Genomic DNA, 24,815 nt, shown 5'->3' on the forward strand with positions numbered 1-24,815 from the left:
GAAACTCGCCGAAGGACACTCCAAACGAGACGCCATCAGAGCCCTCAAGCGCTACCTCTGCCGCGAGATCCTCGCCGCCCTCAAACACGACCTCAACCCCACTTGACATCCATAGGACTGTCCTACGGACCACTCGTTGATCGAGGAGCGCGCGCAGCGTTGGCGCTCGTTGATCGAGGAGCGCGCGCAGCGCGCGTCACGAGATCAACCGCCGAAGAGCCCCGGGAACGTCGCGTACGCCCACGGATAGCCCACGAACACCGCGACGTCGATCAGGGTGTGCGCGATGATGAGCGGCAGCAGTCGCCCGGTGCGCTGATAGAGCCAGCCGAACAGCAGGCCCATCGCGACGTTGCCGATCAGCGCGGGCACGCCCTGGTACAGGTGATACATCCCGCGCAGCGCGGACGTCGCCACGATGATCTGCCACGCGCTCCAGCCGAGCCGGCGTAGCCGCTCGAACAGGTACCCGATTACGATCACCTCCTCGGTGAGCCCCGCGCGCAATGCCGAGAGCAGCAGCACGGGCACCGTGAACCAGTGCGCGTCGAGCGGCGAGGGCACCACGTCGACCGTCAGGCCCAGCGAGCGGCCGGCTGCGTAGAGCGCGAGGCCCGGGATCCCGATCACGAGCACGAGCGCGGCGCCGGATGCGGAGTCGCGCCACGGGCGCGTGCCGTCGATCCCGAGCGCGCCGAGGTGCGGGCGCCGCCAGCGCCACAGCAGCCAGACAACGAGCGCGACGGGCACGAGGTCCAACACGATGCCGGTGAGCTGATAGGCGAGATCGAGCCAGGCGCGGTCGGATCGAGCGGGGTTCAGCGCCACCTGCTGCTCGCCGATGGGCGTCGGCCGCGTGGAGACGTCGATGTACTGCAGCAGCGACCACAGGGCGCTCGCGCCCAGCGAGAGGAGCAGCACGATCGCGATCTCGAGCGCAAGTCGATGGCGGGTCCGCGTGAGAGTCACACCTCAACGCTAGGGGCAGCGTGCCTCAGGATTGTGGAAGCACCAACTTGGTAACGATCCCGTCACTCCGCGCGATGCGCGGCGGGGGCGTGCCTAGACTGGCGTCTATCTCAGAGCACTGCGGCTCAACAGGCCGCTCGCTCACCTTGCACAGGAGGAAACCAGTGACAATCACTAACAGGCGTCGTGGCCGCACGGCCGCCGGGCTCGCCATCGGCACTGCCGCCATGGTCGCGCTCGCGGGCTGCACCACGACCACCCCCGACCCGGGCACCTCGGGCGACACGGACCCCAGCGCCGCAGCCGGTGGCACGATCAGCATCGCGCAGACCAATGCCGCGACCGCGCTGTCGGCCGGCACGCCGGAGACCAACCTGAACACGAACGGCATGATCGACTTCCTGATGGGAAATCAGACCGGTCCCGGTTCGTTCTTCTACGTCGACAACGAGTTCAACATCGTTCCCGATGAGACCAATGGCACGATCGAGCTCGTCACCGACGACCCGCTCGTGGTGAAGTACACACTCGACCCCGAGGCCGTCTGGTCCGATGGCACGCCGATGACGACGACCGACATGCTCCTGATGTGGGCGATCGGTTCCGGCTACTACGACGACGCCACCTACGACGAGGAGACCGGTGAGGTCGCCTCGGGCAACGTCTACTTCCAGCTCGCAGGCTCCACCTCCGGTCTCGACACGACCGCATTCCCCGAGATCGACGAGGAGGCGGGAACGCTGACGCTGAACTACAGCGAGCCGTTCGTCGACTGGAACCTCGTGAACCTCATTGGCAAGCCCGCGCACGTGTTCGCTGAGCACGCTGGCTTCGGCTCGGTCGAGGAGCTCGCGACGTTCCTCGAGGAGACGCCCGAGGGCAACGCCGACGCTCCGGCTGAGCCGAACGAGCAGCTGCAGTCGCTCTCCGAGCTGTGGAACACCGGCTACAACATCACGTCGATGCCCACGGACGAGGGACTGCTCGTCGGCGCCGGCATGTGGGTCCCCAAGGACTTCACCGCCGACGACGGTGGCTTCATCTCCTTCGAGCCGAACCCCAACTGGCGCGGCGAGATGGCTCCGAGCTTCGACGAGCTGATCATCCGCTTCATCGGTGACCCGAACGCGCAGATCACGGCGCTGCAGAACGGCGAGGTGCAGGTCATCGAGCCGCAGCCGTCCGCCGACACGATCTCCGCGATCGAGGGCTTCGGCGGCACGCTCATCCAGGGCTCGCAGCTGTCGTACGACCACATCGACCTCACGATGGACTCCGAGGTCTTCGCTGACGCGAACGTCCGCGAGGCGTTCCTGAAGACCATCCCGCGCCAGGCGATCCTCGACTCGATCGTCACCCCGGTGCAGGAGGACGCTGAGGTGCTGAACTCGCAGCAGTTCGTCACCAACCAGCCGCAGTACGAGGACGCGGTCGCGGTCAACGGCTACTCGGACTTCGCCGAGCCCGACATCGAGGGCGCCAAGGAGCTGCTCGCCGGTGCCACGCCGACCGTCAGCATCCTGTACAACACGAACAACCCGAACCGCGTTGACTCGTTCCAGCTGATCCAGGCCAGCGCTTCGGAGGCAGGCTTCAACATCGTCGACGCCGGCTCGCCCGACTGGGGCAGCCTGCTCGGCTCGGGCAGCTACGACGCGAGCATCTTCGGTTGGATCTCTCCCGGTGTCGGCTCCGCCGGCCTCCCGCAGATCTGGAAGACCGGCGGCGGTGGCAACTACAACGGCTACTCGAACGCCGAGGTGGACGCGCTCGTCGACGAGTCGCAGGTCACGATCGGTGACGAGGAGCGACTCAACGAGATCATGATCGAGATCGACAGCCTCACGCGTGACGACTTCTACGGCCTGCCGATGTTCCAGACCCCCGGTCTGGTTGCAACGAACGGTGAAGTGGAAGGCGTCGTGTACAACGGCGGCCAGACGGGCGCCATCTGGAACACCTGGGAGTGGTCGCTCGTCGGCTGATCGCCTGACAGTATGATTCCCAGTTAGTCCTTCGGCCGTGGCTGTCGGGACGCACGTCCCGACAGCCACGGCCAACCCGTGTCCGTCCCCGATCGCGCGCGATCCGCGCGATCCTCCGGCTGATCGGAGCCCAGAGCCGTGCTCAGCTTCATCGTGAGGCGCATCCTCGCCTCTATCCTCACTCTCCTCGTCGCGTCGTTCATCATGTACGTGCTGACGGCCAACGCAGGAGACCCGCTCGAAGACCTCCGAGGCTCGAGCGCCGCCAATGCGCAGCTCCTGATCGGTCAGCGCATCGAGCGACTCAACCTCGACGTGCCGCCGCCGCTGCGATGGTTCGGCTGGCTCGCCGGTGCTGCGGGCTGCCTGACGCCCTTCACGCCCTGCGACCTCGGCACCGACCTCAACTACACGCCGGTCACCGCGCTGCTCGCCAACGCCACCGCCTCAACGGTGAGGCTGGTCGCCGCATCGACGATCCTCGCGATCCTGTTCGGCGTCATCACCGGCATCGTCTCGGCCCTGCGCCAGTACTCGGCGTTCGACCTCGGCATGACCTTCGTCAGCTTCTTCCTCTACTCGCTGCCGTCGTTCCTCGCAGCGGTGCTGCTGAAGGAGTTCGTCGCGATCGACTTCAACAACTGGCTCTCGTCCGGTGATTCGAGCATCGGCTTCGTGCCGACCCTGGTCGTCGCGATCATCATCGGCGTGATCATGCAGGCGCTCACCGCCGGCTCCAACCGGCGCAGGCTGATCACGTTCGTCATCGCAGCCGCTGCCACCTTCGGGATGCTGTACTACCTCGACGCGGTCGACTGGTTCCAGCGGCCGGGGCTCGGCGCTCTGGGGCTCCTGCTGCTGATCGGCGGCACGGTCTTCGGCGTGACGGCAGTGCTGGCCGGGTTCGCCAATCGACGAGCGCTGCTGGGTGCGATCATCGCGGGCGTGCTCACCTACGGGTCGTACTTCGCGCTGCAGGGCCTGTTCGACATCTCGACGATGTGGACGGTCGGCATCGTCGCGCTCGCGACGCTCGCCATCTGCTTCATCGTCGGATGGGTCATCGGCGGACCCGACAGGAGCCTGGTCGTTCGCGTGACCGTGCTGGTCGGCTTCCTCGGGATGCTGCTGGTGATCGCCGATCGCTTCCTGCAGGCGTGGCCGGCCTACCTGTCGAATCCGCGTATCAACAACCGGCCGATCGCCACGGTGGGCGAGCAGACCGTCGGGCTCTCGGGCGACATGTGGGTGATGGGCATCGACACCTTCACGCACTTCCTGCTGCCGACGATCTCGCTCACCCTGATCTCCTTCGCCGGGTACACGCGCTATGCGCGCGCCGGTCTGCTCGAGGTGCTGAACCAGGACTACATCCGCACCGCGCGGGCGAAGGGCCTGAGCGAGCGCGTCGTCATCACCCGGCACGCGTTCCGCAACATGCTCATCCCGATCACGACGATCGTCGCGGCTGACATCGGGGTGCTGCTGGGCGGTGCCCTCATCACCGAGCGCGTGTTCGCGATCAGCGGCATGGGTGCGCTGTTCACGATCGCGCTCGGCAGGGTGGATGTGAATCCGGTCATGGGCTACTTCATCGTGATCGCCATCACCGCCATCCTGTTCAACTTCCTGGCAGACCTGAGCTACGCGCTCCTCGACCCGAGAGTGAGGGTCAAGTGATGAGCACCACCCCCGACGACACAAAGACTCCGGGCGAGGGCACTGCTGGCGAGAGCCAGACGAGCCTGGTCCTCAAGCGCTTCGTGCGCAACAAGACCTCGATGGTCTCGTTCGTGCTGCTGGTCCTGATCTTCGCCTTCTCGATCTCGGCGATCGGGCTCGGACCGATCCCGGGCTGGTGGCACTACAACTACTACCAGCCGGTGCCGGTGCTGGACGCGGGCAAGCCCACGCTCTCGCTGATCCCGGAGTGGCTCGGCGGGGCAGGCTTCGCGCTTGGCGAGCACCCGTTCGGGCAGACGCGCATCGGTGTCGACTACTTCGCGGCGACGATGCGAGGCGTGCAGAACTCGTTCCTCGTGATCGTGCTGCTGGCTGGCGTCGCGACCGTGCTCGGCACCGTCGTCGGCGCCATCGCCGGCTACTACCGCGGCTGGGTCGACGCGATCCTGATGCGCATCACCGACGTCTTCATCGTCATCCCGCTGATCGTGGTCGGGGCTGTCGTCGGCCAGATCACCGGTGGCCTCGGCGTGCAGTGGCTCGCCATCACGCTGGGATTGGTCGCCTGGATGGGCATCGCGCGTCTCGTGCGCGCAGAGTTCCTGTCGCTGCGCGAGCGCGAGTTCGTGGAGGCGGCGCGGGTGGCCGGTGCGAGCGATGCCCGCATCATCTTCAAGCACATCCTGCCGAACGCCCTCGGCGTGGTGATCGTCGCAGCCTCGCTCATCGCAGCGTCGGCGATCCTGCTGGAGACGGCGCTCAGCTACCTCGGCTACGGCATCCGCGCCCCCGAGGCCTCGCTCGGACTGCTGGTCTCCGACAACCAGTCGGCGTTCGCCACGCGGCCCTGGCTTTTCTGGTTCCCGGCCTCGTTCATCGTGGTGCCCGCGCTGCTGATCAACTTCATCGGCGACGGCCTGCGCGATGCGTTCGACCCGCGCCAGAAGCGGTTCTCGATCCGTCGCACGAAGGAACTGCCTCAGAACTCCGACGCGCCGCGCAATGCGTGAGACCGGGCCGACCGTGAGGAGTTCAGAGCAGCAGCGGAGCGACGGACGCGAGCACCGGTCCGACGATGAGCGCCGTCACGCGTCCCCAGTGGATGCGCGTGGGCACCGCGACGCCTCCGGCGTCGACATCGCCGTGCCGCCGCTCGTCCCAGCGCTGGCGCACCAGGGCGGCTGCGTCACCCGACTCGGTGCCGCGCAGGTCGCCGACGCGCACGCCGGCGTCCAGCGGATTGCGAGGATCACGGGCGTCGCGATCCTCGCGAGCGCGGCGTGCCTTGGTGCGGGCGACCAGGGCGCTCGCCTGCGGCGCGCACCAGACGCTCCACTTGGCGCCGGGCGTGTGGAGCGTGAGCGCGTACTGCGTGTCGACGTGGATGAGCGCCTCCCACGCGACCGTGACGGTGCGCAGGGGGTTCCCGATCTCGTTCCCGCGGTCGTCGACCGTGAGGCTCGGAGCCCAGAGGAAGACGTGCACGGCGTAGGCGAGCCAGGCGACGCCGAGCGCGACGGCAGCCATGCCCTGCACGGTGGAGCCCAGCGCGAGCAGCGCACCCACGACGGCGAGCAGGGCCCACGCAGCGATCGCCATACCCCGATTGACGCGAGAGTGGACCGTCACGGTGCGCAGATCGTTGTTCACAGCATCATCGTCGCAGGCGCCGCAGCGCCGGACGTATTCGACACCCCGCTGGAGGATGCGGCATGACTTCCACCCACACCGAGCCGGTGCACGGCGAGCACAGCGATGTGCCAGCACTCCAGATCACCGGACTGAGCGTCGACTTCGCGGTCGACGGCTACTGGATCCCGGCAGCTCGAGAGATCTCCTACGAGATCGGCAGGGGCGAGGTCGTCGCCGTGGTCGGGGAGTCCGGCTCCGGCAAGAGCGTCTCGTCCATGGCCATCCTCGACCTGCTGCCGAAGAACGCGCGGGTGCGCGGCTCGATCAAGCTGGGCGGCGACGAGCTCACGGAGATCTCGCCGGTCGAGATGCGCGAGGTGCGCGGCAACCGCGTCTCCGCGATCTTCCAGGAGCCGATGACGGCGCTGAACCCCGTCTTCACGGTCGGCTTCCAGATCATGGAGGCGCTGCGGATCCACCGCAACATGGCGCCCAGCGCCGCGCAGGAGCGCGCGCTCGAGATGCTCGACCTGGTCGAGCTGCCCGACGCCATGAAGGCCTTCAAGTCGTACCCGCACCAGCTCTCCGGCGGCCAGCGCCAGCGCGCCATGATCGCCATGGCGCTCTCGCTCGACCCCGAGCTGCTCATCGCCGACGAGCCGACCACGGCGCTCGACGTGACGGTGCAGGCCGAGATCCTCGAGCTCATGCGCGACCTGAAGGATCGGCTCGGCTCCGCGGTGCTGCTGATCACGCACGACATGGGCGTCGTCGCCGACCTCGCCGACTGGGTCGTGGTGATGGAGCAGGGCAACATCGTGGAGCAGGGCCCGGTGCGCGAGATCTTCGCCAGCCCGAAGCAGCCCTACACGCAGATGCTGCTGGCATCCGTGCCGCGGCTGGGAGAGGGCACCGGCGACGGCGAGGCCATCGACCTGACCGCAGCCCTTGCGCTGTCCACGAACGGTGCAGCAGAGAACGAGGAGCTGCAGCGGCGCGTGGAGGTCAATGCGCGCGCAGCAGAGGAGGCCACGCGGAGCGCGAAGGTCTTCGAGGGCGAGCCCGCACTCGTGCTGGAGAACGTCGCGGTCGAGTACGGCAAGAAGGGCAAGCTCGGCGCATTCCGGGCGGTCGACGGTGTCTCGCTCGAGATCCGCCCGGGGGAGATCCTCGGCCTGGTGGGCGAGTCCGGATCCGGCAAGTCCACGATCGGTCGCGCGGCGATCGGCCTGCAGCCCATCGCCGAGGGCCGGCTCGAGGTGGCGGGCATCGACATCTCCAACATCGATCGCAAGCTCGCCCGCAGCCTCAACCGCAAGGTCGGCATCGTCTTCCAGGACCCGTCGTCATCGCTGAACCCTCGGCTGCCGATCGGCGAGTCGATCGGTGAGCCGATGTACCTCGCGAAGATCCACCGCGGGAAGGCGCTCGACACGCGCGTCGAGGAGCTGCTCGAGGCGGTGCGGCTGCCGCAGTCCTATCGCAACCGCTTCCCGCACGAGCTCTCGGGCGGCCAGAAGCAGCGTGTCGGCATCGCCAGGGCGCTCTCCATGAGCCCCGAGCTGCTGGTCGCGGACGAGCCCACGAGCGCGCTCGACGTCTCCGTGCAGGCAACGGTGCTGGAGCTGCTGCGCGAGCTGCAGCAGGAGCAGGGCTTCGCGTGCCTGTTCATCAGCCACGACCTCGCGGTCGTCGACCTGATGTCGGACCGCATTGCCGTCATGCACCACGGCAAGATCGTCGAGCAGGGCGCGCGCGACGCGATCCTGCGCGCACCGAAGGAGCCCTACACGCAGCGCCTCATCGCCGCCATCCCGGTGCCGGACCCCGACAAGCAGGCTGCGCGCCGCGAGGTCCGCCTCGAGGTGCTCGCGCGCACCTCGGAGGAGTCGCCCGAGCGCGACGTGCCCCCGGTCGCCGACCCCAAGCAGGTCGCCCACAATCGCCAGGCCGATCAGACGCTCGACGAGGAAGAGAAGATCTGACCGTCGCCCGACGCGGCACGGCCGCGGTCGCCCGCTAGACTTGGCGACCGCGGCCGTTCGTCGCGCACTCCCATATCGGAAGGCACCTGCATGCCGATCGCATCGCGATCAGACCTCCGCAACGTGGCGATCGTCGCCCACGTGGACCACGGAAAGACCACCCTCGTCGACGCGATGCTCCGGCAGACGGGCTCGTTCACAGCCCACCAGGCCGTCGACGACCGCGTGATGGACTCCGGTGACCTCGAGCGCGAGAAGGGCATCACCATCCTCGCGAAGAATACGGCGATCCGCTACGCCGGGGAGCACACCGACGAGGTCGTGACGATCAACGTCATCGACACCCCCGGGCACGCCGACTTCGGTGGCGAGGTCGAGCGCGGCCTCTCGATGGTCGACGGCGTCGTGCTGCTCGTCGATGCCTCCGAGGGCCCGCTGCCGCAGACGCGCTTCGTGCTGCGCAAGGCGCTCGAGGCGAAGCTGCCCGTCATCCTGCTGGTGAACAAGACCGACCGACAGGATGCGCGCATCGACGCGGTCGTGACGGAGAGCCAGGACCTGCTCCTCGGCCTCGCCTCCGACCTGGCTGACGACGTGCCGGACCTCGACCTCGACGCCGTCCTGGACGTGCCCGTCGTGTACGCCTCCGGCAAGGCCGGTCGCGCCTCCACGGTGAAGCCCGCCGACGGCGAGCTGCCCGACAGCGAGAACCTCGAGCCGCTGTTCGCTGCGATCCTCACGCACATCCCCGAGCCCACCTATGACGACGAGGCGCCGCTGCAGGCGCACGTGACGAACCTGGACGCATCCCCGTTCCTCGGTCGTCTGGCGCTCTTGCGCGTCAAGGCGGGCACCATCACCAAGGGCCAGACGGTGGCGTGGGTGCGCCACGACGGGCAGGTGCAGAACCTGCGCATCACCGAGCTGCTCGAGACCAAGGCGCTGGATCGCGTGCCGGCCGAGAGCGCCGGCCCGGGCGACATCATCGCGGTCGCGGGCATCCCGGACATCACGATCGGCGAGACGCTCGCCGATCCCGACGATGTGCGACCGCTGCCGACCATCACTGTCGACGAGCCCGCGATCTCGATGACGATCGGCACGAACACGTCGCCCCTCGCCGGCAGGGTCAAGGGCTCGAAGCTCACGGGCCGCATGGTCAAGGACCGTCTCGACCGCGAGCTGATCGGCAACGTGTCGCTCAAGGTCGTGGATGTCGGTCGACCCGACGCGTGGGAGGTGCAGGGTCGCGGTGAGCTCGCCCTGGCCATCCTCGTGGAGCAGATGCGCCGAGAGGGCTTCGAGCTCACGGTCGGGAAGCCGCAGGTCGTCACGCGCAGGATCGACGGCGTGCTGCACGAGCCGTTCGAGCACCTCACGATCGACGTTCCGGAGGAGCACCTCGGTGCCGTGACGCAGCTGCTCGCCTCGCGCAAGGGCATCATGGACGGCATGCAGAACCACGGCACCGGCTGGGTTCGCATGGAGTTCGTCGTGCCGAGCCGCGGCCTGATCGGGTTCCGCACCGAGTTCATGACGATCACGCGCGGGACGGGCATCGCCAACGCCATCTCGCACGGCACGCAGCCCTGGGCGGGTGCCATCGTGACGCGCAGCAACGGCGCGCTGGTGTCCGACCGCACGGGCGTTGCGACGCCGTTCGCCATGATGGCGCTGCAGGAGCGCGGCGTCTTCTTCGTGGAGCCCGGTGATGACGTCTACGAGGGCATGGTGGTCGGCGAGAACTCGCGAGCCGACGACATGGACGTCAACGTCACCAAGGAGAAGAAGCTCAACAACATCCGCTCGTCGAACGCAGAGGAGCTCGAGCGACTGACGCCCTCGAAGCAGCTCTCGCTGGAGGAGTGCCTCGAGTGGGCGCGCGACGACGAGTGCGTGGAGGTCACGCCGACCAACGTGCGCATCCGCAAGGTGATCCTCGACGCGACCACGCGAGGCCGAGAGGCGAGCCGGCTGAAGAAGCGGGGCTAGCCGCACGCGAACGGGACCCCTCCCGCCGACGTCGACCCGGTACGCCAGGTCGATGTCGGCCGGAGGGGTTCGTTGGCTCTGCTGGTTGCCGGACAGTGGTTGGATGAGAGCGATGGATCCCCGCCTCGAGCGCGTGATGTTCGTGCACGCCCACCCCGATGACGAGACGCTCTCGACCGGCGCCGCGATCGCCACGGTCGCAGCGAGCGGCGGCGATGCCGTGGTGGTGACGTTCACGCTCGGAGAGCGCGGCGAGGTGCGCCCCGAACGCCTGGGAGCCGTGCAGGACGTGGGCATCGGCGAGCTGCGCCGCGCCGAGCTCGAGGCTGCGCTGCGAGCGCTCGGTGCCCGCGGCCGCCGCATCCACGGCTGGGACGACTCCGGCATGGCGTGGCACGCGAACGGCAAGGCGGGGGCTGCGCCAGACGCCCCGCCGACGTCCATGAGCCGCGCGGACATCGACGACCTCGCGGATGCGCTCAGCGTCGTGATCGAGGAGGTCGATCCGACCGCGCTCGTGAGCTACGACGCCGACGGCGGCTACGGCCATCCCGATCACGTCGCGGCGCACCATGCCGCGGTGATGGTCGCGCGGCGCTACGACCTGCCGCTGTACGTCCGCACGGCGCACAGGGCCGATGTCTCCTTCGAGCTGGCGCCCGTGCGGGAGCGCGTGCTCGCAGCGCTCGCGGCGCACTCCTCGCAGCTGACCGTCGATGGCGGTGATGTGCTGCACGTCGGCGGGCAGCGGCAGCCGATCGATCGCGTCGAGCACTACCGCCTGATCGAGGCGCGGCCGAGGCGCAGCACCCGCTGGCTGCTGCGCGCCGGCGCGCTGCTGGCGGGTGTCGTCGTGGGCGTGGTCGGCACGTTCTCGCACCAGCAGCTGCCCTGGGGGCTCGGGCTCTCGCTCATCGCCGCGGTCGGCCTCATCACCGGCGTGCGCGCCGCGAGCGGCTCGCGCCCGATGACTATCGCGACGGTGCTGGGCGTCATCGGTGTGATCGCGGTCATCGCGATCGATCCGCTCGGCCGGGGCGCCTGGGGCACGGAGCGCTCGCTCGTGCCCGCGAACCTCGCCGGCTGGCTCTGGTCGACGCTGCCGGTGCTCGCATCGTTCATCGCGCTGGCGTGGCCGAACGCGGAGTCGATGCGACGGATTAGAATGGCTGCCAGGACTAGGACAGAAGGGGAGGCAGACCGATGACCTACGTGATCGCGCTCCCGTGCGTCGACCTCAAGGATCGCGCCTGCGTCGACGAGTGCCCCGTCGACTGCATCTACGAGGGTGAGCGGATGCTCTACATCCACCCCGACGAGTGCGTCGACTGTGGTGCGTGCGAGCCCGTGTGCCCCGTCGAGGCCATCTTCTACGAGGACGATACGCCGGAGGAATGGGCCGAGTACTACGAGGCCAACGTGCACTTCTTCGACGAGATCGGCTCGCCCGGTGGCGCCGCGAAGGTGGGCGTCATCGCGTACGACCACCCCATCGTCGCCGCGCTGCCCCCGCAGCAGCACGACTGATGCTGCTGCCCGAGTTCCCCTGGGACACGCTCGCAGGGGCGAAGGCTCGGGCCTCGCAGCATCCCGACGGGCTCGTCGACCTCAGCGTCGGCTCGCCCGTCGACCCCACGCCGCCGCTCATCCAGCGTGCGCTCCGCGACGCGACCGACGCGCACGCCTACCCGACCAATCACGGCTCGGCGGAGGCGCGGGCGGCGATCGTCGAGTGGTTCGACCGCGTGCGCGGGGTCGCGGGGCTGACCGACGCGCATCTGCTCGTCACGGTCGGCTCGAAGGAGCTCGTCGCCGGCCTGCCGCTGCAGCTCGGCCTCGGCGCCGGCGACGTCGTCGTGCATCCGTCGGTCGCGTATCCGACCTACGACATCGGGGCGCGGGTCGCCGGCGCCGAGCCGGTGCGCGCCGACGATCCCGATCACTGGCCGGCCGCGACGAAGCTCGTGTGGCTCAACTCGCCGTCGAATCCGACCGGCGCCGTGCTGGGCGTGGATGCCCTCCGCCGCGTCGTGCATGCCGCGCGCGACCGGGGGATCGTGGTGGCGAGCGACGAGTGCTACGCCCTGCTGCCGTGGGAGGTCGACGAGTCGCCGTCGATCCTCGATCCGCGCGTCACCGACGGCGATCTCAGCAACCTGATCGCCGTCTACTCGTTGAGCAAGCAGTCGAACCTGGCCGGCTACCGGGCGGCCTTCATCGCGGGTGATCCGCAGCTCCTGCAGCGCGTGCTCGCTGTGCGCAAGCACCTCGGCCTCATGGCGCCGACCCCGGTGCAGCACGCGCTCGCCGTCGCCCTGGGCGACGAGGTCCATGTCGATGCGCAGCGCGAGCGCTATCGGGCTCGGCGCGCCATGCTGCTGCCGGCGCTCGAGGCGCGCGGCTACCGCGTCGCCTCCGATGCGGGCCTGTACCTGTGGGCGACCGACGGCACGGATGCGCTGCACCAGGTCGATGCGCTCGCACGGCTGGGGATCCTGGTCGCGCCCGGCACGTTCTACGGTGACCGCACGCATGTGCGCGTCGCGCTCACTGCCTCCGACGCGGACATCAGCAGGGCGGCAGCTCGCCTGCGCGGCTGACGTCGGCGCCCGTGAAGGGCGCCCGCCGGGCGACCGATAGTGTGTCATCGTGACGACCCAGGACACCGCATCGACCCCCGCCCGTGCGACGGACCGTTCCGTGACCCTGCAGCACGACGGCAGCTCCACCGAGCTGCGCGTGCTCGAGGCGACCGACGGGCGGTCCGCGATCGACGTGGCGAGGCTGACGCGCGACACCGGCCTGACCACGCTCGACTACGGCTTCGTGAACACCGCGAATGCCCGCAGCGCCATCACCTACATCGACGGCGAGGCCGGCATCCTGCGCTACCGCGGGTACCCGATCGAGGAGCTCGCCGAGCAGAAGACCTTCCTCGACGTCGCCCACCTGCTCATCTACGGCGAGCTGCCGACCGAGGATGAGTTGGCGACGTTCGACCAGCGCGTGCGCCGGCACACGCTGCTGCACGAGGATCTGCGGCGCTTCTTCGATGCGCTGCCGCGGGATGCGCACCCGATGAGCGCGCTCTCGAGCGCCGTCAGCGCGCTGTCGACCTACTACGAGTCCGACCACGACCCGCGCGACCCGAACAAGGTCGACAAGCAGACGATCCGGCTGCTCGCGAAGATGCCGATCATCGCCGCGTACGCGCACAAGAAGTCGATCGGCCAGGCGTTCCTGTACCCCGACAACAGCCTGAGCTTCGTCGAGAACTACCTGAAGCTGAACTTCGGCATCGAGGCCGAGGAGTACATCCAGAACCCGGTGATGGTGCGGGCGCTCGAGCGCCTGCTCATCCTGCACGCCGACCACGAGCAGAACGCGTCGACCTCGACCGTGCGCCTCGTGGGGTCGACGGACGCCAACCTGTTCGCCTCCGTCTCCGCGGGCATCCACGCGCTCTCCGGGCCGCTCCACGGCGGCGCGAACGAGGCGGTGCTGACGATGCTGCGCGGCATCCGCGATTCGGGTGAGGGCGTCGAGCGCTTCGTCGAGCGCGTCAAGCGCAAGGAGCAGGGCGTGAAGCTCATGGGCTTCGGGCACCGCGTCTACAAGAACTACGACCCGCGCGCGAAGCTCGTGAAGTCGTCCGCCGAGGAGGTGCTCGCGCAGCTCGGCGTGCGCGACCCGCTGCTCGACATCGCGCAGGAGCTGGAGCAGGTCGCCCTCGCCGACGACTACTTCAAGGAGCGCCAGCTCTACCCCAACGTCGACTTCTACACGGGCGTCATCTACAAGGCGATGGGCTTCCCTGAGCGCATGTTCACGGTGCTCTTCGCGATCGGGCGCCTGCCGGGCTGGATCGCGCACTGGCGCGAGATGATGCTGGACCCGCAGACGAAGATCGGCCGCCCGCAGCAGCTGTACGTGGGACCGACCGAGCGCCACATCTGACGCGCGGCGTCGCATGCGGCGCTCGCGCAGTCCCCTCTTCCGCACCACATGAAGCGCCGCCTGCGCGGCTGAGCCGGAGCACCAGCACCCATGACCAACACCACGCAGGCAGCGCCCAAGAGCGCGGTCGACCGCTTCTTCAAGATCTCCGAGCGCGGCTCGTCCGTGCCGCAGGAGCTGCGCGGGGGTCTCGTGACCTTCTTCGCGATGGCCTACATCATCGTGCTGAACCCGCTCATCATCGGTGGCTTCTCCGCCGACCAGGCGGTCGTGGATGTCGAGGGCGGCTGGTTGCCGAACCACCAGGTCGCAGCCGTCACGGCACTCGTCGGCGGCGTGATGACCCTCGCGATGGGCCTGATCGCGAACGTGCCGTTCGGTCTCGCCGCCGGTCTCGGGATCAACTCGTTCCTGGCCTTCAGCCTCGTGGGGGAGCTCACCTGGCCGGAGGCGATGGGCCTCGTGGTCATCAACGGCATCATCATCGTGGTGCTGGGCCTGACGGGCCTGCGCCGCATGATCTTCGATGCGGTGCCCGCGCCGCTCAAGGCTGCGATCACCGTCGGCATCGGCCTGTTCATCGCCTTCATCGGCTTCGTCGACGCCGGCTTCGTGCGCACCACCGGCATCGCGGCACCGCCCGTGCAGCTCGGCGAGGGCGGCTCCATCACGTCGTTGCCGACCATCGTGTTCATCATCGCGCTCGCGCTCATGGGCATCCTGCTCGCCCGCCGCGTGCAGGGCGGGCTGCTGATCGGCATCGTGGCGGCAACCGCCATCGCGATCGTCCTGGAGTCGATCTTCAAGGTCGGGCCGTCGCTCGGCACGAACCCCAACGCCTGGAACCTCAATCCGCCGGCGCTGCCGACCTCGATCTTCTCGCTGCCTGACTTCTCGCTCATCGGCCAGGTCTCGTTCGGCGCCTTCGAGCGCATCGGCATCCTCGCCACCACGATGTTCATCTTCACGCTCGTGTTCCTGAACTTCTTCGACGCGATCGGCTCGATGACGGGCCTCGCGCGCCAGGCGGGCATCGCGACACCCAACGGGCAGTTCCCCGGGCTGAAGCGGGCGCTCGTCGTCGAGGGATTCGGTGCCGTCGCGGGCGGCGGCGCGAGCGCGTCATCGAACACGGTCTTCATCGACTCGGCGGCCGGCATCGGCGACGGCGCTCGCACCGGCCTGGCATCGGTCGTGACGGGGATGCTGTTCCTGGCCGCGATGTTCCTCACGCCGCTGACCTCCGTCGTACCGCTGGAGGTCGCTGCCGCGACCCTGGTCGTGGTCGGAGCGCTCATGATGACGCAGGTGACCGAGATCGACTTCACCGACTTCCGCGTCGCGCTCCCGGCCTTCCTCACGATCGTCGTGATGCCGCTGACCTACAACATCGCCAACGGCATCGGCGTCGGCTTCATCGCGTGGGTGCTCGTCAATGCGGTCGGGGGGCGCGCGAAGCAGATCTCGCCGCTGCTGTGGATCGTGGCGGCGCTGTTCGTGGTGTTCTTCGCGCGCGGCCCGATCGAGGCGATGCTCGGCGCCTGATCGGGCGAGGCACCGCGGCGTCGCCGCATTCCGAGCGCCTCAGGCCGCGCGCGAGACGGCCGCCAGCAGCTCGGGCCAGCGGCGGTCGAGCGCCCTGCCGCCGATCCGCACGCCGAGCCAGATGGCGAGCGCGCCCACCGCGAGGCCGATCGCCAGGCTCAGCCAGCCGAGCCAGGGGATCCACGCCGAGGCGATGGCGGTGCCGATCGCGGGCGCGCCGACGGTCCCGGCTGCGGCCATCATGATCAGCGCTCCCAGCAGCGCCTGCGCGCCCCCGGACGAGCCCGCGCCGAACGGGCTCGCCTCGGGCGCGGGTGTCTGGCCGGGCATCCACGGGCTGATCGCCGCGCCGACGCCGACGACGACCCCTGCCGTGCCGAGCGTGGCACCGAGCGAGCCCGGCAGCAGATCCCAGCGGCCCGCAATGGCGATCGAGGCGATCACGGTCACGATGAGCAACGGCCCGAACAGCACGGCCATGCCGAGGGCTCGGCCGGCGCGATCGGCGGTGCCGGAGACGCCGGTGAGCACGTGCGCGGCGAGCGCCGAGTTGTCGTAGGCGGCATCGAGCTGCGCGATCGTCATCAGCACGAGGGCGCCGAACAGCGGCACGAGCATCGCCCCGATGCCGGCCGCCGCGCCGAGGTCGGGGGCGGTCTCGAACGACTGCGCCTCGAACGAGACGCTCACGATCTGGTTCATGCCGAGCACGAGCAGCGGCACGAGCGGCACGCCGATGACATTCACGAGGTGCCGCGGGTCGCGGAACCGGTAGCGCAGGCCACGCGCCGCGATTGCCCCGACCGGTGTCGATGGCAGCAGCCGGTCGATCCACGCGCCGCTGTGCACGCGGCCACCCCCGCCGGATGCGATCGGCGCCGTCAGGCGCGAGCGGAAGTCGTGTGCCCACACGCGCCACAGGAGCACCGCGGTCGCGAGGGCGATCACCAGCTTGGCGCCGGCACCGATCGCGTCGCCGGCCGCCGCCGCGTGCGGCACGCCCCACGCGGCACCCATCGGCGTCCACGCGACGACGCCGGCGATGGCTCCCGGCAGCGACTCGCTCGCGCCGACGGCGCTGACGCCCGCCGCGACCACGGGCACGAGGATGCCGGCGCAGATGCCGAGCACGCTGCCGATCACGATCACGAGGTCGCGACCTCCCCGCTTCGACAGCTGGCGAGCCAGGGCAGCCGCGAGGGCGCGTCCTGCGAGCAGGCAGGTGGCCAGCTGCAGCGGCAGGAGCAGGGCAGCGGTGAGCAGGGCAGCGGGGGAGACGCTCCAGCCGATGAGCGTCAGCAGCAGGGCGATGAGGGTGGCGATGCCGCCGACGCCGATCGCTCCAGCCAGCAGCACGCCCGGCAGCAGGCGCTGTGCGGGCACGGGGAGCATCGAGAAGCGCTCGGGTGCCAGCGCGTCGTCCGAAGACAGGAGCAGGCTCGCGACCGCCCACCCGATGACGAGCGCCGCGCCCAGCAGCACGACGGCATCCGGGGCGGCCTCCGGCGACAGGACGCGCAGCGCTCCCATCAGCGCGGCGATCGCACTCAGCAGGCCGACCGAGCCGAGCACGGCGAAGACGAGCGTGACGATCGCCCACGGGCTGCCCGTCAGCGTGCGCCACTGCTGCCGCAGCCGCAGCCCTACGAGGAGCGCAACCACGACAGGCTCTCTGCGCCGAGCGCATGGGTGCCGACCAGGTCGAGGAACCGCCGCTGCAGCGGCTGCCCCTGCCGCACCTCGTCGAGCGTGCCGGTTGCGAGCACGCGCCCATCGGCCACGATCGCAATGCGGTCGCAGAGCGATTCCACCAGCTCCATCACGTGGCTGGAGAGCACGACCGTGCCGCCCGACGCCACGAAGCCGCGCAGGATCTCCCGGATCGTCTCGCCCGAGACCGGGTCGACCGCCTCGAAGGGCTCGTCCAGCAGCAGCAGGCGGGGCGCGTGGATCAGCGCGCACGCGAGCCCGATCTTCTTGCGCATGCCGGCGGAGTAGTCGATCACGAGGGTCGACCCGGCCTCGACCAGGTCCAGCGCGTCGAGCAGCTCGGCGGCGCGGGCGGTGACGTCAGCCTCCGGCAGGCCGCGCAGCAGCCCGTGATAGCGCAGCAGCTCGGCGCCGGTGAGGCGGTCGAACAGTCGCACGCCATCGGGGAGCACCCCCATGCGGGCCTTGGCCGCCGGGGGATCGGCCCAGACGTCGACGCCATGGATGAATGCCGTGCCCGCATCGGGGCGCAGGAGCCCCGTCGCCATCGAGAGCGTCGTCGTCTTGCCGGCTCCGTTCGGCCCGAGCAGCCCGAACATGGTGCCGTGCGGCACGTCGAGCGAGAGCCGGTCGACGGCCACCTTCTGACCGAATCGCTTGGTCAGCTCGCGCAGCGCGAGCACGGGAGGCAAGGGCGCTGCGTGCGGCTCAGGATGCGACATGCCCTCATCATCCAACGTTCGGCTGGGCGCGAAGCCGTGAGCACGCTCAGCAATCGGTCAGCGCGCTGCGACCGCGCGGTGTCCGTGGCCCCCGCAACGGCAGCGCCGCAGTGCGGATCAGCCGTGCAGCGCCGCGTTCAGCGCGACACCGTCGCCATCGCGTGCGAGCACCTCGACGGCCCCCGAGACCGAGTTGCGGCGGAAGAGCAGCCCCGGACGCCCGGAGAGCTCGACGGCCTTCACCCGCTCACCGCTCGGCAGGAGCGTCACCTTCGTGCCGGCGGTGACGTAGAGGCCCGCCTCCACCACCGAGTCGTCGCCGATGGAGATGCCGACGCCGGCGTTCGCACCCAGCAGCACGCGCTCGCCGAGCGCGATGCGCTCCCTGCCGCCACCCGAGAGAGTGCCCATGATCGATGCGCCGCCGCCGATGTCGGTGCCGTCACCGATCACGACGCCCTGTGACACGCGCCCCTCGATCATGGATGCGCCGAGCGTGCCGGCGTTGAAGTTCACGAACCCCTCGTGCATGACCACGGTGCCGGGGGCGAGGTGCGCACCGAGGCGGATGCGGCTGGCGTCGCCGATCCGCACGCCATCAGGGATCACGAAGTCGGTCATGCGCGGGAAGCGGTCGACGAGCTGCACCTGCAGCCCGGCGCGCTGCAGCTCCACGCGGTGCGCGCTGGCCCATTCCGGGGCCACGGCGCCGCCGCTGGTCCACGCGACGAGCGGGAGCATTCCGAAGAGCCCCTCGAGGTTGATGGTGTTCGGCTGCACGAGGCGGTGGCTGAGCAGGTGGAGGCGCAGGTAGGCGTCCTCGGCCGAGGCGGGCGCGGCATCCAGGTCGATCTCGACGTGCCGCAGCTCCAGCTCCACGCCGCGCGCGGGCACGGAGCCCGTGAGGCCGTCCAGCTCGGTCCCGCCGACCCACTGCGCGTCGCCGCTCGCGGAGCCGAGCGCGGGCGCCGGGTACCAGGCGTCCAGCACCCGGCCCTGGAAGACGGTGACGAGTGCATGTCCGTGTGCGGGGCGAGCCATGCCCCAAGTCTAGGCTGGAGCCCATGACGGCCTCCCCTCGTGACCTGCTCGCGCTCGACCTCAGCGCCTCGACCGTCGACCTGACCCGGCAGCTGTGCGACATCGATTCCGTCTCCGACAACGAGAGCCCGCTCGCCGACGCGATCGAGGCAGCCGTGCGCACGGCGGACCACCTCGAGGTGACGCGGGTCGGCGACACGGTGGTCGCGCGCACCGACCTGGGGCGCGACCGCCGCGTCGTGCTCGCGGGGCACATCGACACCGTGCCGATCAACGGCAACCTCCCGACACGGGATGCCGTCGTGGGCGGCGAGCAGCACATCTGGGGGCGCGGCACGGTCGACATGAAGGCGGGCGTCGCCGTGCAGCTGAAGCTCGCCGTCGAGCTGGCGGAGCCGGCCTTCGACGTGACCTGGATCTGGTACGACCACGAGGAGGTCGGCGAGGAGCACAACGGCCTGCGCCGACTGGCGCTGAGCCATCCGCAGCTCATGCAGGCCGACTTCGCGATCCTCGGCGAGCCGTCCAACGGTGCGATCGAGGGCGGCTGCAACGGCACGCTGCGCGCAGAGATCCGCACCCGCGGCGTGCGGGCGCACTCCGCACGCGCCTGGATGGGGCACAACGCCATCCACGATGCTGCGGACGTGCTGCAGGTGCTGCAGTCCTATCGACCGCGGGAGGTCGACGTCGACGGGCTGCGCTACCGCGAGGGACTGAACGCGGTCCTGATCTCCGGCGGTGTCGCCACCAACGTCATCCCCGACGAGTGCGTCGTGCAGGTCAACTATCGCTTCGCGCCCTCGCGCTCGGTCGAGGAGGCCACCGACCACGTGGTCGAGCTCTTCGAGGGCTTTGACGTGCGCGTCGTCGATGCCGCATCCGGGGCGCGGCCGGGGCTCGACGCGCCACTCGCGCAGGAGTTCATCGATGCGGTCGGCGCGACGCCGCAGCCGAAATACGGCTGGACGGATGTCGCCCGCTTCTCCGCCCTCGGCATCCCCGCCGTCAACTTCGGGCCCGGCGACCCCTCCAAGGCCCACGCCGACGATGAGTCGGTGCCGGTCGCGCAGATCGTCGCGACCGAGCAGAGCCTGCGCGCGTGGCTCTCGCGAGCCTGACGCCTCCCCGCGCATCCGAGCGCGAGCGCTGGTGGTTGTGGCCGCTGGCGCTGTGGCTCGTCTCGCGGCTGGTCAGCACGGCGTTGCTCGGCGCCTTCGCCGGTCGCCAGGAGCAGAGCTCGTGGACGGCAGCGGGTCCCGATCTGCTCGACTACTCGACGATGTGGGACGCGCACTGGTACTTCATCGTCGCGATGAGCGGGTATCCCACCGAGCTGCCGCTGGACGAGTCGGGGCACGTGGGCGAGAACGCCTGGGCCTTCATGCCGGTCTACCCGATGCTCGCGCGACTGCTCATGGTCGCGGGCCTGCCGTGGGAGGGTGCGGCCGTGCTCCTCTCGGTGCTCGCATCCGCGGCGTTCGCACTCGTGGCCTACCGCCTGTTCGCCGAGATCGCGCCCGGTAGGGAGCGCTTCGCGCTCGCGATCGTGCTGCTCTCGCCGCTCGCGCCGGTCTTGCAGCTCGGCTACGCCGAGGCGCTCTTCCTGCTGCTGCTCGCGGCCGTGCTGCTGGCGTGGAGGCTGCGCGAGTGGGAGTGGCTGTGGGTGCTGATCCCGATCATGGCGCTCACGAGGCCCGGCGGCCTCGCGCTCGCGCTCGCGCTGGGGCTGTGGTTCCTGCTGCGCTGGTGGCGCGAGCGCAGCGCGTTCGAGGCGCGGGAGCGGTGGATGCTCGTCGGGCTCGGCGCCTGGAGCGCGCTGTGGGGCTTCGGCTGGCTGATCGCCTGCACGATCGCGACCGGCAGCCTGACCGCCTACGTCGAGACCGAGCTCTCGTGGCGGTCGGCCTACATCGGCAGGCAGGAGCTGGTGCCGTTCACCACCTGGCCGATCGGGCTCGAGTGGTGGTTCGGCCCATGGTGGCCGCTGTGGCTCGTGGGCATCGTGCTCGCCGCGGTGGTGCTGCTCGCGGGGCCCTGGGCGGCGACCGTCGGCATCGAGGCGAAGCTGTGGGTCGTCGGCTATCTCGTCTACCTCGCCGCGGTGTGGTTCCCGCAGTCGTCGACGTGGCGCCTGCTCATGCCCATCTTCCCGGTGGCGGTCATCCTCGCGGCCGTGAGGCCTTCGTGGGCGCGCGCTGTGCTGCTGGCGGCCTGCATCGCCCTGCAGCCGGTGTGGATCTGGTTCTGCTGGCACGTGGTGGGCAGCGACTGGACCGTTCCCTAGCACAAGCGTCGCAGTGCGCGCTCGGACACTCGTGTCACCGAGACGTGAGATAATGGACCCACAGGAACTGAAGGGGGAGCCGCATGGCCGCCATGAAACCACGCACGGGTGATGGACCGCTCGAGGCAGTCAAGGAGGGCAGGCTCATCGTCGTGCGTGTCCCGCTCGAGGGTGGGGGACGCCTGGTCGTCTCCGTGAACGACGAAGAGGCTGCCGCGCTGCACAAGGCGCTCGGCGAGGTCGTCGTCACCGCTTGATCAAGATCGGCCGATGAGGGCCGATGACAACGGGCCCGATCCAGTGCGGATCGGGCCCGTTCGTCGTTCGATCCGAGCGCGGGGGCTCGCTCAGGCGGAGGCCGGCTCCGGCAGCCGCACGATCTGCAGCAGACCGTCGCCCACGGGCGTCACGGCCGCACGCACGGCGTCGGAGGTCGAGAGCTCCTTGAGCAGCGCGCGCAGGTCGGCGACCTCGTCGCTGCGCTGGGCAGGATCAGCCACCTTGCCGCCCATGAGCGCGTGCGCGACGAGCACGGATCCGCCCACCCGCACGAGCGAGAGCGCATGCTCGACGTACTCGAGCAGGTTCGCGGCATCGGCGTCCAGGAACACGATGTCGTAGCTCGCCTCGTTCATGCGCGGCAGCACGTCGCGCGCCTTGCCGGTGATGAGGCGGGCGCGCGTGACGGGGATGCCGGCCTTGGCGAACGCCGCGCGGGCGTGCTGCTGGTGGTCGAGCTCGGTGTCGATGGAGGTGAGCGTCGCGCTCGGGGCGCCGCGCAGCAGCCAAAGACCGCTCACGCCGGCGCCGGTGCCCACTTCCAGGATGGCTGCCGCCTGCGTCGTGGCGGCAATCGCAGCGAGCTGCGCGCCCACGGCGGGTGCGATCGGCGTGACGCCCAGCTCGAGCGATGCGTCGCGGGCCGCGGTGAGCGTCTCATCCTCCGAGGCGAGCTCGTCGAGGTACTTGGCGATGAGCGGTGTTATCTGCACGGTTCCTCCGACGTCGAGCGTAGCGACCGCGGCGCCCGGGGCTGTCCGGGGCTCGCCGCAGTGCTCGCTACCCTAGTGGGGTGTCCCTGGCAGGCATCACGCTCGACAAGCTGATGATCATTCTGATCCTCGCGGCTGTGCTCATCGGCCCCGAGCGCCTGCCCATGCTCGCGGAGAAGCTGGGCACCCTCGTTCGCACCCTGCGTGATCTCGCGGGCGGCGCGAAGGAGCGGATGCGCGAGGAGATGGGCCCGGAGTTCGACGACGTCGACTGGAAGAAGCTGGATCCGCGGCAGTACGACCCGCGCCGCATCGTGATGGATGCGCTTCGGGATGAGCCTGCGGCCGCAGCCGCCGCGGCGCCGAAGCCGAGGGTGCTGCGGACGACCGCGAGGCCGCGACGCGAGGCCGGACCGATGCGCTTTGACGATGAGGCCACGTAGGCCGCGCCTGCTGCCCGCCCGCGGCGGCACTGCTCGAGCTGCCCCAGCGACCCAGCGACGCTCGCGCGCAGGCTGAGCGCGATGTGCATCTCGGTCAGCTCGTGCGGACCGTCGAAGATCAGCGGTTCTGCCGGTGATCGCCGCCCACGCGCTCGTTGCCGCGCTTGTCGTTGCCTGTCACCCGCGCCATGACCTGCTGCGGATCGTCGCGCTCGATATCGCGCAGGGCGGAGCTCCGAACTGACGAGTCGGCACCGCCGGAATCCGAACCTACGGGAGTTCGCGCGCTGCGGCGACGGACCGGTCCGCGAGCGTCTCGCCGGCACCCTCGTACAGGCGGATGACCGCGTCGAGTCCGAGCGACTCAAGCTCCTCGACGTCCTCCTGGTACGACGCGACCGCGGCGACCGTGACCTGACCGTAGCCGAAGCTGCGCAGCTCGCGCAGCGCATCGATGTTGGCGTGCTGGGCGGGCATGGCGAGCACGACGATGCGCACCGTGCCCGATCCGATCAGTCGAGCCCAGAAGTCGTAGTCGGTGGCATCGCCCTCGACCACGTTGACCCCGCGCTCGCGCAGGTGGTGCACACGCGTCGGATCGTGCTCCACGCCCAGCACGGTGTACTGATGCGCCTCGGTGAGCTGCCGGTAGGTGGCGAGGCCGACCCGGCCCATGCCCAGCACGATCGCGGTCGCGTCGCCGAGCTCGATGGGGCGGTCGTCCGGGTGGATCTTGTGCGGCGGCCGCGCCGGCAGTCGCTGGGCGAACCTGGAGGCCAGCGACACGCTGCGCGGGTTCACCAGGGCAGAGACGATGAAGCCAGCGGACACGGCGATCGACAGGGACAGCAGCCAGTGCGGTGCGAGCCAGCCCGCAGAGACCCCCATCGCGGCGATGATCAGCGCGAACTCGGAGTAGTTCGAGAGCAGCAGCGCCGAGAGCACGCTCGTGCGGTTGCGCATCCCGAGCAGCCACAGCAATCCCCAGTACGCGAGGGCGTGCAGCGGCAGGAGGAGCAGCAGCAGCATCCCGACACCCACGTTGTGCCACGTCGGCAGGCCCTGGAACCCGATCGTGACGAAGAAGCCGACCAGCAGCAGCTCCTTGACCGTGAACAGCGTGTGCGACAGCTGGTCGGCGCCCGGATGCGGGGCGAGGATGAGCCCCATGACCAGCGCACCGAGGCTGCCGGAGAGTCCGAGCCACTCGAACAGCGCGTACCCGGGGATCAGAGCCATCGCGATGCCGAACAGTGCCCCCATGTCGCCGTGGCCGAGCCGGTACCAGTGCCGGGTCGCCCAGTACAGCGCCGGGATGACGATGAGCAGACCGAGTGAGAACAGGCTCGGCGCCTGGCCGCGGGAGATCGAGATCACCACCACGGCGACGATGTCCTGCATGATCAGCACGCCGATGCAGATGCTGCCGTAGAGCGCCTGCTCGTCGCCGCGCTCCTGCAGCATCTTGACCACGAAGATGGTGCTCGAGAACGACAGCACCAGCGCGAGCGTCGCGAGCACGTGCAGCGGCTCCGGGCCGAACGCGCCGAGTGCGCTCATGCCCGCGAGGAACGCCGTGCCGATGACCGTGAGCAGCACCATGTGTGCGCCAGCGGTGACCCATACGTGCTTGCCGAGCAGGCTGCGCAGATCCAGCCGCAGCCCGATGGCGAAGAGCATCAGCGTCACGCCGATGTCCGCGAGCACCGAGAGCGCGTCGACCTGCTCCACACCCAGCGCGTTGAGCGCGAACCCCGCACCGAGGAAGCCGATCAACGCCGGCAGCTTGAGCAGCCTCGCGAGCAGGCCACAGCCGAAGATCAACGCGAGATACGTCACGGCGATGCCCATGGGGACAGTATGCCGGGGTTC

21 protein-coding genes are annotated in these 24,815 nt (G+C 69.6%); 14 read left to right on the forward strand and 7 right to left on the reverse strand.

The window, feature by feature from the left end:
• Window positions 1-204 precede the first annotated feature (204 nt).
• Complete coding sequence (locus ACJJVL_RS07720; RefSeq protein WP_405217935.1) at window positions 205-969, reverse strand: CPBP family intramembrane glutamic endopeptidase; 765 nt, start codon at window positions 967-969, stop codon at window positions 205-207.
• A 164-nt stretch (window positions 970-1,133) separates the two neighbouring features.
• Between ACJJVL_RS07720 and ACJJVL_RS07725 the strand changes: the two genes are divergently transcribed.
• The 3 genes from ACJJVL_RS07725 to ACJJVL_RS07735 all read left to right on the forward strand — a co-directional run bounded on the left by ACJJVL_RS07725 (window position 1,134) and on the right by ACJJVL_RS07735 (window position 5,647).
• Window positions 1,134-2,954: an ABC transporter family substrate-binding protein gene (locus ACJJVL_RS07725; RefSeq protein ID WP_405217936.1), complete on the forward strand. Its 1,821-nt coding sequence runs from the start codon at window positions 1,134-1,136 to the stop codon at window positions 2,952-2,954.
• Between the two features lie 138 nt (window positions 2,955-3,092).
• Complete coding sequence (locus tag ACJJVL_RS07730; protein WP_405217938.1) at window positions 3,093-4,634, forward strand: ABC transporter permease; 1,542 nt, start codon at window positions 3,093-3,095, stop codon at window positions 4,632-4,634.
• Entirely contained in the window at window positions 4,634-5,647 is a 1,014-nt protein-coding gene (locus ACJJVL_RS07735) for an ABC transporter permease (RefSeq protein ID WP_405217940.1), read from the forward strand. The genes ACJJVL_RS07730 and ACJJVL_RS07735 overlap by 1 nt, the downstream gene beginning before the upstream one ends.
• Window positions 5,648-5,669: 22 nt before the next feature.
• Here the strand turns inward: ACJJVL_RS07735 and ACJJVL_RS07740 are convergent, their stop codons facing one another.
• Complete coding sequence (locus ACJJVL_RS07740) at window positions 5,670-6,287, reverse strand: PH domain-containing protein (RefSeq protein ID WP_405217941.1); 618 nt, start codon at window positions 6,285-6,287, stop codon at window positions 5,670-5,672.
• 62 nt (window positions 6,288-6,349) lie between these two features.
• Here ACJJVL_RS07740 and ACJJVL_RS07745 point away from each other — a divergent pair, with 62 nt between their 5' ends.
• The 7 genes from ACJJVL_RS07745 (at window position 6,350) to ACJJVL_RS07775 (ending at window position 15,748) form a co-directional block, all read left to right on the forward strand.
• Complete coding sequence (locus tag ACJJVL_RS07745; protein WP_405217943.1) at window positions 6,350-8,254, forward strand: ABC transporter ATP-binding protein; 1,905 nt, start codon at window positions 6,350-6,352, stop codon at window positions 8,252-8,254.
• 90 nt (window positions 8,255-8,344) lie between these two features.
• Window positions 8,345-10,246 carry a translational GTPase TypA gene (typA, locus tag ACJJVL_RS07750; protein ID WP_405217944.1) on the forward strand — a complete coding sequence of 634 codons (1,902 nt, stop codon included), beginning with the start codon at window positions 8,345-8,347 and terminating at the stop codon, window positions 10,244-10,246.
• 112 nt (window positions 10,247-10,358) lie between these two features.
• On the forward strand, window positions 10,359-11,453 hold the full coding sequence (locus tag ACJJVL_RS07755) for a PIG-L family deacetylase (RefSeq protein WP_405217945.1): 1,095 nt from the start codon (window positions 10,359-10,361) through the stop codon (window positions 11,451-11,453).
• The gene (fdxA, locus tag ACJJVL_RS07760; RefSeq protein WP_405217946.1) at window positions 11,450-11,773 is read left to right on the forward strand and encodes a ferredoxin; all 324 of its coding nucleotides are present in this window, start codon (window positions 11,450-11,452) and stop codon (window positions 11,771-11,773) included. The genes ACJJVL_RS07755 and fdxA overlap by 4 nt, the downstream gene beginning before the upstream one ends.
• A complete protein-coding gene (gene dapC, locus ACJJVL_RS07765; protein ID WP_405217948.1) occupies window positions 11,773-12,846 on the forward strand; it encodes a succinyldiaminopimelate transaminase in 1,074 nt (357 codons plus the stop codon). The genes fdxA and dapC overlap by 1 nt, the downstream gene beginning before the upstream one ends.
• 100 nt (window positions 12,847-12,946) lie before the next feature.
• A complete protein-coding gene (locus tag ACJJVL_RS07770) occupies window positions 12,947-14,203 on the forward strand; it encodes a citrate synthase (protein WP_405218009.1) in 1,257 nt (418 codons plus the stop codon).
• 90 nt (window positions 14,204-14,293) lie between these two features.
• The gene (locus ACJJVL_RS07775; protein ID WP_405217949.1) at window positions 14,294-15,748 is read left to right on the forward strand and encodes an NCS2 family permease; all 1,455 of its coding nucleotides are present in this window, start codon (window positions 14,294-14,296) and stop codon (window positions 15,746-15,748) included.
• A gap of 39 nt (window positions 15,749-15,787) precedes the next feature.
• Here ACJJVL_RS07775 and ACJJVL_RS07780 read toward each other — a convergent pair whose 3' ends face one another.
• From ACJJVL_RS07780 to ACJJVL_RS07790, 3 genes are all read right to left on the reverse strand, one after another.
• Window positions 15,788-17,410 (reverse strand): hypothetical protein, encoded by a 1,623-nt coding sequence (locus ACJJVL_RS07780; RefSeq protein WP_405217950.1) that lies wholly within the window; start codon window positions 17,408-17,410, stop codon window positions 15,788-15,790.
• A complete protein-coding gene (locus tag ACJJVL_RS07785) occupies window positions 17,392-18,180 on the reverse strand; it encodes an ABC transporter ATP-binding protein (RefSeq protein WP_405217951.1) in 789 nt (262 codons plus the stop codon). Before ACJJVL_RS07785 ends, ACJJVL_RS07780 begins: the two co-directional genes overlap by 19 nt.
• 117 nt (window positions 18,181-18,297) lie before the next feature.
• The gene (locus ACJJVL_RS07790) at window positions 18,298-19,221 is read right to left on the reverse strand and encodes a DapH/DapD/GlmU-related protein (RefSeq protein WP_405217953.1); all 924 of its coding nucleotides are present in this window, start codon (window positions 19,219-19,221) and stop codon (window positions 18,298-18,300) included.
• Window positions 19,222-19,244: 23 nt separating this feature from the next.
• On the opposite strand from ACJJVL_RS07790, the gene dapE reads away from it, so the two are divergent.
• The 3 genes from dapE to ACJJVL_RS07805 all read left to right on the forward strand — a co-directional run bounded on the left by dapE (window position 19,245) and on the right by ACJJVL_RS07805 (window position 21,765).
• Window positions 19,245-20,342: a succinyl-diaminopimelate desuccinylase gene (gene dapE, locus ACJJVL_RS07795; RefSeq protein ID WP_405217955.1), complete on the forward strand. Its 1,098-nt coding sequence runs from the start codon at window positions 19,245-19,247 to the stop codon at window positions 20,340-20,342.
• The gene (locus ACJJVL_RS07800) at window positions 20,324-21,508 is read left to right on the forward strand and encodes a hypothetical protein (protein ID WP_405217956.1); all 1,185 of its coding nucleotides are present in this window, start codon (window positions 20,324-20,326) and stop codon (window positions 21,506-21,508) included. Before dapE ends, ACJJVL_RS07800 begins: the two co-directional genes overlap by 19 nt.
• An 83-nt stretch (window positions 21,509-21,591) precedes the next feature.
• A complete protein-coding gene (locus ACJJVL_RS07805; RefSeq protein ID WP_021010157.1) occupies window positions 21,592-21,765 on the forward strand; it encodes a DUF3117 domain-containing protein in 174 nt (57 codons plus the stop codon).
• 90 nt (window positions 21,766-21,855) lie between these two features.
• On the opposite strand, the gene ACJJVL_RS07810 is transcribed toward ACJJVL_RS07805, so the two are convergent.
• Complete coding sequence (locus tag ACJJVL_RS07810) at window positions 21,856-22,500, reverse strand: O-methyltransferase (RefSeq protein ID WP_405217957.1); 645 nt, start codon at window positions 22,498-22,500, stop codon at window positions 21,856-21,858.
• An 86-nt stretch (window positions 22,501-22,586) separates the two neighbouring features.
• On the opposite strand from ACJJVL_RS07810, the gene ACJJVL_RS07815 reads away from it, so the two are divergent.
• Window positions 22,587-22,943, forward strand: a complete 357-nt coding sequence (locus ACJJVL_RS07815; RefSeq protein WP_405218011.1) for a Sec-independent protein translocase TatB — start codon at window positions 22,587-22,589, stop codon at window positions 22,941-22,943.
• Window positions 22,944-23,213: 270 nt separating this feature from the next.
• Here the strand turns inward: ACJJVL_RS07815 and ACJJVL_RS07820 are convergent, their stop codons facing one another.
• A complete protein-coding gene (locus ACJJVL_RS07820) occupies window positions 23,214-24,794 on the reverse strand; it encodes a cation:proton antiporter (RefSeq protein ID WP_405217959.1) in 1,581 nt (526 codons plus the stop codon).
• Between the last annotated feature and the right edge of the window lie 21 nt (window positions 24,795-24,815).

It is taken from the genome of Agrococcus sp. Ld7, from assembly GCF_045064095.1.
Lineage (GTDB): Bacteria > Actinomycetota > Actinomycetes > Actinomycetales > Microbacteriaceae > Agrococcus.